Consider the following 15,613-nt stretch of genomic DNA (forward strand, 5'->3'; position numbering starts at 1 on the left):
TCGTCGTCGCCCTCAACGGCTTCGACGGACACCAGCCCCACACCGCCGACGAAGTCCGCGAGGCACTCCAACTCGGCGCCGACACCCCCGTCATCACTCTCGACGCCCGCCGCCGCGACAGCGCCAAGAGCGCCCTCATCACCCTCGTCGAACACGCCCTGCTCGCCCGGCTGCGGTGACCCAGGCACGGGTGGCCCGCCGGACTTCACGCGAAGTCCGGCGGGCCACTGACGTCCCGGGGGCCGGCTACTCGGTGGGCTCCAGGCCGGCGCGGACCAGACCGTAGGTGTACGCGTCCTCCAGCGCCAGCCAGGAGGCGGCGACCACGTTGTCGGCGACGCCGACGGTGGACCAGGTGGACGTGCCGTCGGTGGACTCGATCAGCACCCGGGTCTTGGACCCGGTGCCGTGCTGCCCCTCCAGGATGCGGACCTTGTAGTCCACCAGCTCGAAGGTGGCCAGCGGCGGGTAGATCCCCTCCAGCGCCGTGCGCAGCGCCTGGTCCAGCGCGTTCACCGGGCCGTTGCCCTCGCCGACGGCGATCCGGCGCTCACCCTTCGCCCAGAGCTTGACGGTCGCCTCGTTGCCGGAGATGCCTTTCGGGCCCTGCTCGCTGATGGTCCGCCAGGACTCCAGGATGTAGAAGCGGTCCCGGCTGCCGCGCACCTCGTCGCGCAGCAGCAGCTCGAAGGAGGCGTCGGCCGACTCGTAGGTGTAGCCGAGGTTCTCCTGCTCCTTCACCTTGGCCACCACCCGGCCGGCCAGGTCCCGGTCGGTGGACAGGTCGTAGCCGAGCTCCTTGCCCTTGAGTTCGACGGAGGCCCGGCCGGCCATGTCGGAGACCAGCATCCGCATGGTGTTGCCGACCCGCTCGGGGTCGATGTGCTGGTACAGGTCCGGGTCGACCTTGATCGCGGAGGCGTGCAGGCCCGCCTTGTGGGCGAAGGCCGAGTAGCCGACGTACGGCTGGTGGGTGGAGGGGGCCAGGTTGACCAGCTCGGCGATCGCGTGGGAGATCCGCGTCATCTCGGCCAGTCGGCCCTCGGGCAGCACCCGGCGGTCGTACTTGATCTCCAGCGCGCCCACCACCGGGAAGAGGTTGGCGTTGCCGACCCGCTCGCCGTAGCCGTTGGCGGTGCACTGGACGTGGGTCGCGCCGGCGTCCACCGCGGCCAGGGTGTTGGCCACCGCGCAGCCGGTGTCGTCCTGGGCGTGGATGCCGAGCCGGGCGCCCGTTTCGGCCAGGACGTCGGCGACGGTGTCCCGGACGCCGGCGGGCAGCATCCCGCCGTTGGTGTCGCACAGCACCACCACGTCCGCGCCGGCCTCGTGCGCGGTGCGGACCACGGCGAGGGCGTACTCCCGGTTCGCCCGGTAGCCGTCGAAGAAGTGCTCGCAGTCGATGAACACCCGGCGGCCCTGGGCGCGCAGGAACTCGACGCTGTCCCGGATCATCTCCAGGTTCTCGTCCAGGGTGGTGCGCAGCGCCAGCTCCACGTGCCGGTCGTGCGACTTGGCGACCAGGGTGATCACGGGGGCGCCGGAGCCGACCAGCGCGGCCAGCTGCGGGTCGTCCGCGGCCCGGCCGCCGGCCCTGCGGGTGGCGCCGAAGGCGACCAGCTGTGCGTGCCGCAGCTCCAGTTCGGCGGCGGCCCGGGCGAAGAACTCGGTGTCGCGCGGGTTGGCCCCGGGCCAGCCGCCCTCGATGAAGCCGACCCCGAACTCGTCCAGGTGCCGGGCGATGGCCAGCTTGTCCGCCACCGTCAGGTTGATGCCCTCACGCTGGGCGCCGTCGCGCAGCGTGGTGTCGAACACGTGGAAACTGTCGTCGGTACGGCTGACCTCGGTCATGACCCCTGGTTCTCCGTTCGGGGAGGTTCGTACTGCTCTGGCCGGATTTCTGGTCCCGGCTCCACTGTCCAGGATCTCGCGCGCGGCCCCGGTGTCCCCGAGCCCTTCGTGGGGGCTCTCGGCCGGTCCGGGTGGCTGCTCGACGGGGCCGTGCCCCAAAAGCAAAAGACCCCTCGCGGGTGCGAGAGGTCTGCGCGCGGGTCTGGACGCTCGTGGTCGCTCCGCATCGGGTCCTGCGGAAGCGGTCACTGCGGACCGGCGCGCCTGCTGCCGATAATCAGCGAAAGCGAGGACACGTCCGCAGTCTGGCACAGCCCGCGGGATCCGGCCCGCCCGTCTCGCGATGCGAAACGTGGCAGGCCGGAGCCGGTGCGGATGCTCCGGGAATCAGACGATCTTGTGCAGCCAGTTGTGGGTGTCGGGGGTCTGGCCGCCCTGGATCGACAGCAGCGCCTGGCGCAGTTCCATGGTGATCGGGCCGGGCTCGCCGGTGCCCACGGTCCAGTCGGCGGCGGCGGACTTCACCGAGCCGACCGGGGTGATGACGGCGGCGGTGCCGCAGGCGAAGACCTCGCTGAGGGTGCCGTCGGCGTTGGCCTGCTGCCACTCGTCGGTGGAGATCTTCCGCTCCTCGACGGCGTAGCCGAGGTCGGCGGCGAGCTGGAGCAGCGAGTCACGGGTGATGCCGGGCAGCAGCGCGCCGGACAGCTCCGGGGTGACGATCTTCGCGTCCTTGCCCTCGCCGAAGACGAAGTACAGGTTCATGCCGCCCATCTCCTCGACCCACCGGTGCTCGGCGGCGTCGAGCCAGACGACCTGGTCGCAGCCCTTCTCGGCGGCCTGGGCCTGGGCGACCAGCGAGGCGGCGTAGTTGCCCGCGCACTTGGCGGCGCCGGTGCCGCCGGGCGCGGCCCGGACGTACTCCTTGGACAGCCAGACCGAGACCGGCTTGATGCCGCCCTGGAAGTAGGCGCCGGCCGGCGAGGCGATGATCATGAAGAGGTAGGAGTTGGCCGGGCGGACGCCCAGGCCGACCTCGGTGGCGAACATGAACGGGCGCAGGTAGAGGCTCTGCTCCGGCTCGTTCGGGACCCACTCCTGCTCCTGCTGGACCAGCAGCTCCACGGCCTCGACGAAGGTCTCGACCGGCAGCTCCGGCATGGCCAGCCGGCGGGCCGAGGCCTGGAAGCGGGCGGCGTTGGCCTCCGGGCGGAAGGTCGCGATGGAGCCGTCGGCCTGGCGGTAGGCCTTCAGGCCCTCGAAGATCGCCTGGCCGTAGTGCAGGGTCATGTTCGCCGGGTCGATCTCCAGCGGCGCGTACGGCGCCAGCTGGGCGTCGTGCCAGCCCACGCCCTCGGTCCAGCGGACGGTGACCATGTGGTCGGTGAAGACGCGGCCGAAGCCGGGGTTGGTCAGCCGGGCCTCGCGCTCCGCTGCGGGCAGCGGGTGGGCGGAGGGCTTGAGGTCGAACGTGATGGGCGCCTGGGTGGGCGTGCTCATGGCTGTTTCCTTCACCGTGGGGTTGGTCCGGGCCGCCACCACTGCAGAGACGTTTCGGCGATCGAACGCCGGAACGAACGCACAACGGCACGGCCCACTGTCGATACTCGCATCCAGAGGGCCGTGCCGAACAGCCATCGGCTCCTGTGAGAGCCGCAAGCTGCGGTTATGCGATCCGGCCCACCTGGCCGGAAACCTTGTCGGTCCGGCTCGTCAGCCGCCCGATACTCGACCGGCGAGCGCGTCGCCGACCTGGGAGGTGCTGCGGGTGCCGGAGCGCTCGGCCAGGTCCGCCGCGACGGCGGCCTCGACCCTGGCGGCCTCGGCGGCGAAGCCGAGGTGCTCCAGCAGCATCGCGACCGACAGCACGGTGGCGGTCGGGTCGGCCTTGCCCTGGCCGGCGATGTCCGGCGCCGAGCCGTGCACCGGCTCGAACATGGACGGGAACTCGCCACTCGGGTTGATGTTGCCGCTCGCCGCCAGGCCGATCCCGCCGGTGACGGCGGCCGCGAGGTCGGTCAGGATGTCGCCGAACAGGTTGTCGGTGACGATCACGTCGAAGCGCTCGGGCTGGGTGACGAAGAAGATCGTCGCCGCGTCGACGTGCAGGTAGTCGGTGGTGACCTCGGGGAACTCCTTGCCGACCTCGGCGAAGATCCGCGTCCACAGGTGCCCGGCGTGCACCAGCACGTTGTTCTTGTGCACCAGGGTGAGCTTCTTGCGCGGCCGCGCCTGGGCCCGGCGGTAGGCGTCGCGCACCACGCGCTCGATGCCGTACGCCGTGTTCAGGCTGACCTCGGTGGCCACCTCCTGCGGCGTCCCGGTGCGCAGCGTGCCGCCGTTGCCGACGTACGGGCCCTCGGTGCCCTCGCGGACGACCACGAAGTCGATGTCGGGCTCGCCGGCGAGCGGGGACCGCACCCCGGGGAAGAGGCGTCCCGGACGCAGGTTGATGTGGTGGTCGAAGGCGAACCGCAGCTTGAGCAGCAGCCCGCGCTCCAGCACCCCCGACGGCACACTCGGGTCGCCGATGGCACCCAGCAGGATCGCGTCGTGCGACTTCAGCTCCGCCAGCACGTCGTCCGGCAGCGTCTCCCCCGTCCGGTGGTAGCGCCGGGCCCCGAGGTCGTACTCGGTGGTCTCCAGCTTCACATCGGCGGGAAGCACGGCGCCCAGGACCTTGAGGCCTTCGGCCACCACTTCCTGGCCGATGCCGTCACCCGGGACAACTGCGAGACGAATGGTGCGAGACATGCTCGGACCCTACTCCGCCGTCCCAGGGGCTGACACCTGACGTCCACCATCCGGACGGCTCGGGTCGTCAGGTGAGGTCGATGTCAACCGGGAACGGGCGTTCGAGCTTCAACTGCTTGTGGTGGATCCCGGTCAGGCCGTAGGTGCCGGTGGCCGGGTCCAGCTCGTACACGTGGACGATCGGACGTCCCTCGTCGTCGCTCTCGATGCGCCAGAAGTGCGCGATGCCGGCAGCCGCGTACTTTCGCGGCTTCACCTGGCGGTCGCGGTCCTGAGACTCCTCGGAAACGACCTCGACGGCCAGCAGCACGTCCTCCACTACGGAAAAGGTCTGCCTCGGGCCGGTGTCTCCCCGCTCGTCGACGACCATCAGATCGGGCTCGGGCCGATTGCGCCGGTTGAGCTTGACCCCCATCTCCCGGCAGACCTCCCACCCGTCCGGCACGGCGGCCTCCAGCGCCTGCTCCAGCCTACGGAGGGTGCGCATGTGGAATCGCGTCTGCGGACTCACGAAGATCAGGCTCCCGTCGAGCAGCTCGGTGTGCGGCGGGAGATCAGGCAGCCGGTCCAGGTCGTCGGCGGTGTATCCGCCGACCGGCGGGCGAAGCCAGTCGGGGTACGGCTCGATGCTCATGGTTCCTCCCATACGGGCATCCTGGCGGCGTTCTCAGGCTACTCGGCAACGCCTTCCCGGACGCCACTCCTTCGACGGAGCGCGTGCGTCGTGGTGCGCCCCGGGGGCGCGCTTAGGGTGGCGAAGTCCGGGGTCACTGGCAGAACGGGGCGCGTGGGTGAGGGGTGAGCGGCGGCGGGAGGTGCTGGTCTGCGGAGGTGCGGCCGGGCTGGCGGTGGGCGGGTACGCGCTGGCGGCGGGGCTGCGCGGGCGGTGGCCGGCCGGGGCGGAGGAGGTCGCGGTGCCGTACCACGCCCACCTGTGGGACCTGCTGCACGGGGAGGCCACCGGGGACCTCCTGTTCAACTGGAACAGCGGGTACGGCGTCCCGTTCCTGGCGGACTTCTTCGCCTACCTGATGAACCCGTTCTCCTGGCTCACCGCACTCCTCCCCCGCGACCGGGGCGAGCTCGCCGTCCTGCTGGTCACCCTCGCCACCATCGGCCTCGGCACCGCCCTGATGACCCGTCTGCTCGGCCGCCTCCACCCCGGTCCGCACTGGCTGCGGGCGCTCGCCGCCGTCGGGTACGGGCTGTGCGCCTGGGTGCTGGACGTCGGCGGCGCCGCGCCGATGTGGCTCTGGGGCCTGGTCTCGCTGCCGTTGCTCGGCCTCGCCGCCGACTGGTGCCTGGGCGAGCGGCGCTGGGTGGCCGGCACGCTCTGCGTCGCGCTGGCCTGGGCGGGCAACCTGTACACCGCCGCGCTGGCCACCCTGGCGGCCGGACTCCTCTTCGCCGTCCGCCTGTTCGCCACGGAACGGCCGTTCCGCCAACGGGTCCGGGCCACCGGCCGGGCGGTCACCATGGCCACCACCGGGGTACTGCTCGCCTCCCCGGTGCTGTTCGTCGCGGTGCGGGCCGCGCAGGGCGCCCAGCCCGAGTCCCCGGTGGAGCCGCTGGGCCCGTCCGGACCGGGCGGCCACCTCGCCCAGCTGCTGCCCGCCACCCACGGCGGGCGGGCGCTGCCGGACGTGGCGATCGGCCTGTTCGGGCTGCTGCTGGTGTGCGGGCTGCCCTTCAACCGGAAGGTGCGGCCGCGCGAGCGGGCGACCTGGTGCGCGGCGCTGGTGCTGGTGGTGCTCGGATTCGTCTGGACCCCGACCGTCCTGGTCTGGCACGGCCTGGCGATCCCGGCCGGCGGGCCGTACCGGGTCGCGTTCGTGCTCAGCGGCCTGCTGGTGCTGGCCGGTTGGGTGTCGCTGGCGCACCGGCCGGACCCGCTCACCCTGCTCGGCGGAGCCGCCGTGGTCGCGGTGATCGCCTCGGTCGCCGCGAGTCTGCACTCGGTCCGCACCGCCACCTGGGTGCTGCTGACCGTCGGCGGCACCGTCCTGCTCGCCGCGCTGTGGGTCCTGGACCGCCGGCACCCCGACCGCCGGGCGAACACCGTCGCCACCTGGGTGATCGGCGGCGCGGTGTTCGGCAACGCCGTCTGGTCCGGGTACGCGGCGCCCGGCGCGGCCCCCTCCGGCAGCGTCCGGCCGGCGGCCGTGCGGGCCGGCCATGCCGCGGTCCGCGCGGCCGACGACTGGCCGCGGGGCCGCAGCGACCCCGGCCCGCACGCCTTCACCCCCAACGACCCGCTGCTGCTGGGCGGCCAGGGCGGCGGCTACTTCAGCGGGTACCTGCCGACCGTCGCCGCCCTGCTGCTGCACGACCTCGGCGCGGGCTGGACGGCCGGCGGGCGGCAGACCGAGAGCGTCACCGACCCGGTCGGGCAGGCGCTGTTCGCCGTCCGCGCCCACCTGGACGACGGTCCGCCGCCGTACGGCTTCACCCCTGGCCGGGCCCCCGCGCCGCCGCTGGTCACCGTGTTGCCGCCGGGCGCGCACCCGGACACCTCCTCGGTCTGGTCCCGGCAGGAGTCGCTGCTCGGCAGCCAGGTGTACGACGCCCCGCTGCCCGTCCCGGCCGGCGGCCCGGCGCCCACCCTGCACGGCACCAGCGGCTGGTCGGTGCCGCCCGGCGAGGAGGGCACCGTGCTCACCGCCGCCTGCACACCCGGGTCGACGGCGTTCTTCCACGGCGTCTGGTACCGGGGCACGGTCAGCGCCCTGGGCACCGGCTACCGCAGCGACGGCGCGCAGCCCACCACGGCCGTGCCGATCCACCGGCTGGGCACCGTCCCGGCGGACGGGGTGGTCCGGGTGACGCTGCGCTCCGACACCGTCAGCCAGGTTCCGGCCCGCCCGATCGGCTGCCTGCGGACCGGCGCCCTGGCGGCCGCCGTCGCCCGCCTCACCGCCGGTGGCGCCACCCGCGTCGAGGCCGGCGGACACACCCTCGCGGCAGCGCTTCCGGCCGGCTCCACCGGCACCGCGCTGCTCGCCGTCCCCGCCACCGAGGGCTGGACCTGCGCCGCGGACGGCGGCCGCCCCGCCGCCCCCACCCCGGTCCTCGGCATGATCGGTGTCCCCCTCGGCCCCGGCGCCTCCCGGATCGCCTGCTCCTTCCGCCCGCCCGGGCTCACCGAGGGCCTCACCTTCGGCTCCGCCACCGCCGCCGTCCTCGCCCTGGTGGCCGTCTTCGGCCGCCTCTCCCGCCGTCCCACCCGCACCCCGCGCCGCGACCGGCGCGCCGCCCACGACGCCCGGGGCGCCCGGGACGCCCGGGTCACGCAGGATGCCCGGGACACGCAGGGCGGCCGGAACGCGTAGGGCGGCCCGCCGACCGGTGTCGGCGGGCCGCCCTATCCGTCGGCTCGCGCGGGTCAGGGCAGGGTCAGCACCTGGGCCCGTCGCTCACCCGGGTTGAGGTGCTGCAGCAGCAGGAGCTTGCTGCCGTCGCCCGCCGTGCGGTGCACGGCGAGGACGGTGCCCGGGCCGGCCGGGGCCATCACCGCCGGGGGCCCGGTGAGGCCGACCCGGGCGGCGAGCGCCGGGTGCAGGACGTCCAGCGGGACGGTCGGCCGGGTGCCGTGCAGGCCGATGGCGGCGTAGGCCTCGGCCGGATCCGGTGTGCCGGGGCCGGCGACACCGGTCCAGACGCCGTAGTGGACGGTGCTGTGGCCGGGGCCGACACCCGGCAGGGCGCTCAGCCGGACGGGCAGGAGCAGGACGTCGCTGTCCAGCAGCGCGGTGTCGGTGTCGCCCCAGCGGGCGTTCAGCGGCTGGACGTCGAGCTCGGCTCCGGTACGGGCGTCGAGGGCACGGGAGACCAGGACGTCGCTGCCGCGCTGCCGGTCTGCCTTGAGGATGACGTCGGTGCTGCCGTCCCCGTCGGTGTCCAGCGCGACCCGCACCCCGTACAGCCCGACCGGGGTGACCGCGGGGGCCCACAACTGCGCTCCCACGTAGAGCAGTTCGGAGTCGACGGCGGCTCCGGCCGCCCGCAGGTTCGCGGACCGTTCGCCGGGGTGCTCGACGCAGACGTCCTGCCCGGGGTCGGCCCCCTCCCCCGCGCCGTCGGGAAGGATGCCCGCGCCCGGACCGACGGCGGCGCCGCTGCCGGGCGGGCAGTCGGCCCAGCGTGCTCCTTCGCCGCCGAGGGCGAGGGCGGTGGTCAGTCCGGGCGTCGCCCCGGGCGCGGCGCTGCCGCCGAGCGGGACGAGGGTGGTGTCGCGCACGGTGCGGACGGCGGCCGTCGCCGCGAGGTCGGAGACCGGCCGCGGAGCGGCGAACACCGGGACCCGCAGCTGCGGCAGTGCGCCGCCCGCGACCGGCGTGAGCAGCACCCGCCCCGAGAGCTCGCCCCGGTAGCTGCGCGCCTTGCCGCCCTGCACGGTGTCGATGGTCGGGTCGGGCGCGCGGCCCGACTTTCCGGGGACGGACAGCGTGACCCGCACCCGCGCGGTGCCGCCCGCCGGCACGTCGACCCGCTCCGGGGCCACCGCGAAGGAGGCACCCGGCAGTTCGGTGGCCGCCGCGTACCCGGTGCGGTAACTCAGCGGCGAGTCCGCGTGGTTGCGGACCTCGATCTCCCGCACGAGCGCCGTCGGCCCGCCGACCTCGACCGGCCCGAACGAGACCCCGACGCCGCCCTCCTCGGCGCCCTGCCCCGCCGCGTAGGCGACGACGGGGGTGCGGACCGCCAGGTCGACCCGGACCCGCCCGGCGCCGGTGCGCTCGGGCCCGTAGACCGGCCCGCTGCGGTCGTCGCCGAGGTAGGTGTCGGCGGTGGTGTTCATCAGCGCGGCCTTGAGCTGCTCGACCGGCCAGTCCGGATGGGCGGCGCGGACCAGCGCGGCGAGCCCGGCGACGTGCGGGGTGGCCATCGAGGTGCCGTTCTCGCGCTGGCCGCCGGTGCCGCTGCCGACCAGGGCGGACCAGATCGTCTCGCCGGGGGCGGCGACGTCGGGCTTGACCACCCCGGGCACGCCGATGCCGCGGGAGGTGAAGTCGGTCAGGGTGTCGACCCGGGCCGGCTGGTTCTGTGCCACGGAGCCGTGCAGCGGGTTGCCGGGAGCGGCGAGCCGGACCCGCACCGGGCCGTCGGCCACGGCCCGGCGCAGGCGCTCCCCGTCGGCGCGGGCCAGCAGGGCGGCCGGGACGCGGTCGTCGCCCGCGATCTCGGCGAGGTGGTCGGTGTCGGCGGCGTACAACGCGCCGATCGCGCCCGCGTCGGCGGCGTGGTCGGCACGCGGGCCGGAGTTGCAGGCCCGGTCGGCGTCCTTGGTCGTCCAGGCGAGCAGGGCGATCTTCCCCGCCAGCCGCTGCCGGTCGGCCTCGTCGAAGGCCGTGCAGCCGTCCGACTGGTCGGCGGGCAGGGCCAGTTCGCCGCCGACGTCGGCGGTGGCCCAGCCCTCGTAGCGCTCGCTCCAGTGCGCCGGGACGACGCCGGCCAGCGCGGCGGGGGCGAGCACGGTGATGCCGTCCACGTCGGCGTGCCCGTGGACGGAGGCGGCGACGGTGATCGCGCGGGCGGCGGTGCCGGGGCTGCCGCCGATGCCGTAGACGTCGCCCTCGTTGCCGACGGCCGCGACCACGACGGTGCCCAGCGCGGCGAGCCGGTCGACGGCCAGCGCGTCGGTGTCGTCGGCGCTGCCGAAGCGGCTGCCGAGCGAGAGGTTGACGACGTCCAGCCGGTCGGCGAGGTCCCCGTCCCCGTTCGGGTCGGCGGCCAGGTCGAGGGCCTGGGTGAGGCGGTCGGTGGAGCCGTCGCAGCCGAACACCCGGATGGCGTACAGCTGGGCTCCGGGGGCGGCGCCGGGTCCGATCCTGAACGAGGCCGGGTCCAGCCCGGGACCGTACGGACCGCTGTACGGCCGGCCGTCGGCGGTGACGCCGTACCCGGCCGCGGTGCCGGCGACGTGGGTGCCGTGCCCGTTGCGCACGCAGTCGATCGGATTGTCGCCCGGGTGCGGCACCGGCTGGTACTGCGGGGAGGCCGGGTCGGGGTCGTAGTCGTCGCCGACCAGGTCCTTGCCGCCGACCACCTTGGCGTTGGGGAACAGTGCGGCCGGCGCGGGCTTGCCGCGCTCGACCGAGCGGAAGGCCTCCTCGGTGCCGGGGCCGCCGAAGTCGGCGTGGGTGTAGTCGATGCCGCTGTCGACGATCCCGATCCGCACGCCCGCGCCGGTGTTGCCGGCCGGTGCCGCGTCACCGGACCACACCTGCGGAGCGCCGGTCAGCGGGACGGAGTAGGCGTTGTCGCGCCGCTTGTTGACGATCGGGTGGACGGCCCGGACACCGGGCAGCGCCCGCAGGGCGGGCAGCCGGTCGGCGGGGGCGCTGACGGCGAGCCCGGTGAGCAGGGTGTGGGTGCGGTAGAGCTCGCGGGCGGCCGGAGCCGCCCGGTGGACGGCCCCGGCGAGCCGCTCCAGCGCGTCCCCGGCCCGGGCCCGCTGGGCGGCGCCGGCCTGCGCGGCCTCCCGCCGGACGGCCTCCGGGGAGCGCTGCTCCCGTCGGGCCCCGTCAGCGGCGCGCTGCCAGGCGGAACCGGCCGCTTCGGTGGCGAGTTCGAGCAGCACGGAGGCCGTTCGGCCGGCCCCCGGAGATCCGGCGGTCGGTGGTCCCGCGGTCGGTGGTCCTGCAGTGGGTGGTCCTGCAGTGGGTGGTCCTGCGGTCGGTGGGCCGCCTGCCGCCGGGGTGGCGGCGAGGACGGCGCTCCCGGCCAGCAGAACCAGGGTGAGGCCGATCCGGGCGAAGGGTCGGCGGACGGGTGGCAGACGCACTGGGCCCTCTCCCCCGGCAGGGGGACTGATCCGCACTCCGTGCCGCTGACGCCCGCCCGCGCGGCCGTCGATCACCCTTCCGGGGGCCCCAAATTAGGATGATCGCGCCGGCCCGGGCGAGCAACTTCCCCCGGATGGACCGAGGTTGCACTCTACGGGGTGACGAACCGTCAACCCGTCCGGCCCAGTCGGCCGATGAACGCCACCCGCGGCCCGGCTCAGTGGTGGCCGGTGACGCCGCCGTTGTCCCGGCGGTCCAGCGAGCGCTGCAGGGCGGCGGCGGCGTAGCTGTTCCGCTCGGCGGCCCGGCGGCGGCGCGGGGCACGGACGGGGGCGGCTGCGGGGGCGGCGGGGGCGTGACGGTCGACGGTGGTGGGCATACCGGGCTCCTTGGAAGCGGCGCGCTCGAAGGCGCGGCGGGAGGGCGGGAGGGAAGGAGCGCGGGGGCAGGGGTCGCCTGCCCGTGAGGGCGCACGCGCACACGGGCCGCGCGCCCTGGCTACAGGGGCGGCACACCGTATGGCTCTTCCACGGTACGACCCCGCCCCGGCCGTGTCTGCACGAATACTTGGATTTCCTACTATCTGAGACGGGAGCCACCCGGCGGAACGCAGCAGGGCCCGGACCGCCGTTCGAACGGCGGTCCGGGCCCTGCTGCGGGCGGGGGACCCGTCAGCCCAGGTCGACCGAGCGCGCGAAGCGGGCACCGATCTCGGCGGCGATCGCGGTCAGCACGTCCTGCGGGATCTCGCTGTCCACGGTGATGGACGCCAGCGCGCCGCCACCGTCGCGGGCGACCTGCATGCCGGCGATGTTGATGCCCGCGTCGCCGAGGTGGCGGCCGAGCACGCCGACCACGCCGGGGCGGTCCTCGTACTTGAAGAAGGCCATGTGGTCGGTGAGCGCCACGTCCACGTCGAAGGCGTCCACACCGACGATCTTCTGGGTCTGCTTGGGGCCGGCCAGCGTGCCGGAGATGGCGATCTCCTCGCCGTCCGCGAGCGTGCCGCGCACGGTGATCACGTTGCGGTGCTCGGGGCTCTCGCTGGAGGTGGTCAGGCGGACCTCGACGCCGCGCTCCTGGGCGAACAGCGGGGCGTTGACGTAGGACACCGTCTCGGCCACCACGTCCTCGAACACGCCCTTCAGCGCGGACAGTTCGAGCACCTTCACATCGTGCTGGGTGATCTCGCCGCGGACCTCGACGTCGAGCCGGACGGCCACCTCGCCGGCCAGCGCGGTGAAGATCCGGCCGAGCTTCTCGGCCAGCGGCAGGCCCGGGCGGACGTCCTCGGCGATCACGCCGCCCTGGACGTTCACGGCGTCCGGTACGAGCTCGCCGGCCAGCGCGAGGCGCACCGACTTGGCGACCGCGATGCCGGCCTTCTCCTGCGCCTCGTCGGTGGAGGCGCCCAGGTGCGGGGTGGCGACCACGTTGTCGAAGGCGAACAGCGGGGAGTCGGTGCACGGCTCCTTGGCGTACACGTCCAGGCCCGCGCCGGCCACCCGGCCCTCGCGCAGGGCGCTGGCGAGCGCCTCCTCGTCCACGATGCCGCCGCGGGCGGCGTTCACGATGCGCACGGTCGGCTTGACCTTGTGCAGCGCCTCGTCGCCGATCAGGCCGATGGTCTCGGGGGTCTTGGGGAGGTGGACGGTGATGAAGTCCGAGACCTCCAGCAGCTCCTCCAGGGTGACCAGCTTGACGCCCATCTGCGCGGCGCGGGCGGCCTGGATGTAGGGGTCGTACGCGACGATCTTCATCCCGAACGCGGACATCCGCTGGGCGACCAGGACGCCGATCCGGCCGAGGCCGACGACACCGAGGGTCTTCTCGCTCAGCTCGACGCCGGTGTACTTGTTGCGCTTCCACTCGCCCTGCTTGAGCGCGGCGTTGGCCGGCGCGATGTTGCGGGCGACGGAGATCAGCAGGCCGCAGGCGAGCTCGGCGGCGGTGACGATGTTGGAGGTCGGCGCGTTGACGACCATCACGCCGGCCTTGGTGGCGGCGGCGACGTCCACGTTGTCCAGGCCGACGCCGGCGCGGGCGACCACCTTGAGCTTGCGGGCCACGGCCAGCGCCTCGGCGTCGACCTTCGTGGCGGAGCGGATCAGGATCGCGTCGACGTCGGCGATCGCGGTGAGCAGCTCGGTGCGGTCGGCACCGTTGCAGTGGCGGATCTCGAAGTCGGGGCCGAGGGCGTCGACGGTGGCGGGCGACAGCTCTTCGGCGATCAGAACGACGGCGGTCTTGGATGTCACAGTGCTCACGACAGTGTGTCCTTAACTCTGCGGTTCCCCCGGCACGTGGGTGGCGTGGAAGGGCGGGGGGAAGGTGGCATGCCGCGTAGGTAGACGCACGACGCTGTGGGCCTGACGCGCACTCGGAAGTGTATCGACGGGCTGGGTGCCAGGCTGCTCCCGTCCGGCGAAATCACCCGGACGAGAGCAGCCTACTTGTACAAGGGCGTTACAAAAGAGGGGCCGGGAAGGCTCAGGCCTTCTCGTTGACCCAGCTCATCAGCGAGCGCAGCTTCTTGCCGGTGGTCTCCAGCAGGTGGTCCTCGTCGGCCTTCTTGTACTCGTTGTACTTGGGCAGGCCCGCCTTGTACTCGGCGATCCAGGTGTTGGCGAAGGTGCCGTCCTGGATCTCGGCGAGGACCTTCTTCATCTCGGCCTTGGTGGCGTCGGTGATGATCCGCGGGCCGGTGACGTAGTCGCCCCACTCGGCGGTCTCGGAGACCGACCAGCGCATCTTCTCCAGGCCGCCCTCGTACATCAGGTCGACGATGAGCTTCAGCTCGTGCAGGCACTCGAAGTAGGCGATCTCCGGCTGGTAGCCGGCCTCGACCAGGGTCTCGAACCCGGCCTTCACCAGGGCGGCGGTGCCACCGCAGAGGACGGCCTGCTCACCGAACAGGTCGGTCTCGGTCTCCTCGGTGAAGGTGGTCTTGATGACGCCGGCCTTGGTGGCGCCCAGGCCCTTGGCGTACGACAGCGCCAGGGCGAAGGCGTTGCCCGTGGCGTCCTGCTCGACGGCGACGATCGCCGGGACGCCGCGGCCCTCCTCGTACTGGCGGCGGACCAGGTGGCCCGGGCCCTTCGGGGCGACCATGCAGACGTCGACGTCCGCCGGGGGCTTGATGAAGCCGAAGCGGATGTTCAGGCCGTGGCCGAAGAACAGGGCGTCGCCGGCCTTCAGGTGCGGGGCGATGTCGGCCGCGTAGACGTCGGCCTGGATCGGGTCCGGGACCAGGATCATGATGACGTCGGCCTCGGCCGCGGCCTCGGCCGGGGTGACGACGCGCAGGCCGGCCTCCTCCGCCTTGGCGCGGGACTTGGACTCCGGCTTCAGGCCGACCCGGACATCGGCGCCGGAGTCGCGCAGGGACAGCGCGTGGGCGTGACCCTGGCTGCCGTAGCCGATGACCGCGACCTTGCGGCCCTGGATGATGGACAGGTCGGCGTCGTCTTCGTAGAACAGCTCGGCCACGGGGGCACATCTCCTTGCGTCATGGATGCCGGGTACGCGGTATTCACCGTATGCGGTCCCGACAGGTGTGGGGTCTTTGCTTCAGGGTTTGAGACGGCGCGGGTCGCGCTTCAGGGTTTGAGACGGGCGGGTCGCCGTCTGGCGCTGTTCACGCGCTGCGGTCCAGGGCGCGCAGCGACCGGTCGGTGATCGAACGGGCGCCACGGCCGATGGCGACCAGGCCGGACTGGACCAACTCCTTGATGCCGTAAGGCTCCAGCATCCGGAGCATGGCCTCCAGCTTGTCCGAGCTGCCGGTGGCCTCGATGGTCACCGCTTCGGGCGACACGTCGACGGTCTTGGCACGGAAGAGCTGGACGATCTCGACGATCTGCGACCGGGTCTCGTTGTCGGCGCGGACCTTCACCAGGACCAGTTCCCGCTGGATCGCAGCGGCCTGGTCGAGTTCGACGATCTTTATCACGTTCACGAGCTTGTTGAGCTGCTTGGTGACCTGTTCCAGCGGGAGGTCCTCGACGTTGACCACGATCGTCATCCGGGACACGTCCGGGTGCTCGGTCGGGCCGACGGCGAGGGAGTCGATGTTGAAGCCCCGACGGGAGAACAGCGACGCGATGCGGGCGAGCACGCCGGGCTTGTTCTCGACCAGGACGGAGAGGGTGTGCTTGGACATGTGGTTCCTCAGTCGCACAAGAGGGGTCCGGCGTGGCCGGTCCCGAGAAGGGTGGCGGCGG

10 protein-coding genes and 1 pseudogene are annotated in these 15,613 nt (G+C 73.3%); 2 read left to right on the forward strand and 9 right to left on the reverse strand.

The features are described 5' to 3' along the window. Positions 1 to 179 (forward strand): annotated as a pseudogene (locus ABTY56_RS23515) (ATP-binding protein); the annotation flags it as partial. 67 nt (positions 180 to 246) lie between these two features. On the opposite strand, the gene cimA reads toward ABTY56_RS23515, so the two are convergent. The 4 genes from cimA to ABTY56_RS23535 form a co-directional block, all read right to left on the reverse strand. After that, positions 247 to 1,851, reverse strand: coding sequence for a citramalate synthase (gene cimA / locus ABTY56_RS23520; RefSeq protein ID WP_350630959.1), 1,605 nt, complete (start codon positions 1,849 to 1,851; stop codon positions 247 to 249). A 387-nt stretch (positions 1,852 to 2,238) separates the two neighbouring features. Next, positions 2,239 to 3,351: a branched-chain amino acid aminotransferase gene (locus ABTY56_RS23525; RefSeq protein WP_350630960.1), complete on the reverse strand. Its 1,113-nt coding sequence runs from the start codon at positions 3,349 to 3,351 to the stop codon at positions 2,239 to 2,241. 213 nt (positions 3,352 to 3,564) lie between these two features. Then, positions 3,565 to 4,605, reverse strand: coding sequence for a 3-isopropylmalate dehydrogenase (locus tag ABTY56_RS23530; protein WP_350630961.1), 1,041 nt, complete (start codon positions 4,603 to 4,605; stop codon positions 3,565 to 3,567). 67 nt (positions 4,606 to 4,672) lie between these two features. Beyond that, positions 4,673 to 5,239, reverse strand: a complete 567-nt coding sequence (locus ABTY56_RS23535; protein ID WP_350630962.1) for a Uma2 family endonuclease — start codon at positions 5,237 to 5,239, stop codon at positions 4,673 to 4,675. Between the two features lie 157 nt (positions 5,240 to 5,396). Here ABTY56_RS23535 and ABTY56_RS23540 point away from each other — a divergent pair, with 157 nt between their 5' ends. Continuing rightward, complete coding sequence (locus ABTY56_RS23540) at positions 5,397 to 7,934, forward strand: YfhO family protein (RefSeq protein ID WP_350630963.1); 2,538 nt, start codon at positions 5,397 to 5,399, stop codon at positions 7,932 to 7,934. A gap of 53 nt (positions 7,935 to 7,987) precedes the next feature. On the opposite strand, the gene ABTY56_RS23545 is transcribed toward ABTY56_RS23540, so the two are convergent. From ABTY56_RS23545 to ilvN, 5 genes are all read right to left on the reverse strand, one after another. Then, a complete protein-coding gene (locus tag ABTY56_RS23545; protein ID WP_350630964.1) occupies positions 7,988 to 11,185 on the reverse strand; it encodes a S8 family serine peptidase in 3,198 nt (1,065 codons plus the stop codon). A gap of 422 nt (positions 11,186 to 11,607) precedes the next feature. Continuing rightward, on the reverse strand, positions 11,608 to 11,769 hold the full coding sequence (locus ABTY56_RS23550; RefSeq protein ID WP_350630965.1) for a hypothetical protein: 162 nt from the start codon (positions 11,767 to 11,769) through the stop codon (positions 11,608 to 11,610). Between the two features lie 292 nt (positions 11,770 to 12,061). Then, a complete protein-coding gene (serA, locus tag ABTY56_RS23555; RefSeq protein WP_350631022.1) occupies positions 12,062 to 13,648 on the reverse strand; it encodes a phosphoglycerate dehydrogenase in 1,587 nt (528 codons plus the stop codon). Between the two features lie 232 nt (positions 13,649 to 13,880). After that, the gene (ilvC, locus tag ABTY56_RS23560; protein WP_350630966.1) at positions 13,881 to 14,879 is read right to left on the reverse strand and encodes a ketol-acid reductoisomerase; all 999 of its coding nucleotides are present in this window, start codon (positions 14,877 to 14,879) and stop codon (positions 13,881 to 13,883) included. Between the two features lie 148 nt (positions 14,880 to 15,027). Beyond that, positions 15,028 to 15,552, reverse strand: a complete 525-nt coding sequence (gene ilvN / locus ABTY56_RS23565; protein WP_030057405.1) for an acetolactate synthase small subunit — start codon at positions 15,550 to 15,552, stop codon at positions 15,028 to 15,030. Between the last annotated feature and the right edge of the window lie 61 nt (positions 15,553 to 15,613).

The sequence above is a fragment of the Kitasatospora sp. NPDC097691 genome (assembly GCF_040302665.1).
Classification (GTDB): domain Bacteria; phylum Actinomycetota; class Actinomycetes; order Streptomycetales; family Streptomycetaceae; genus Kitasatospora.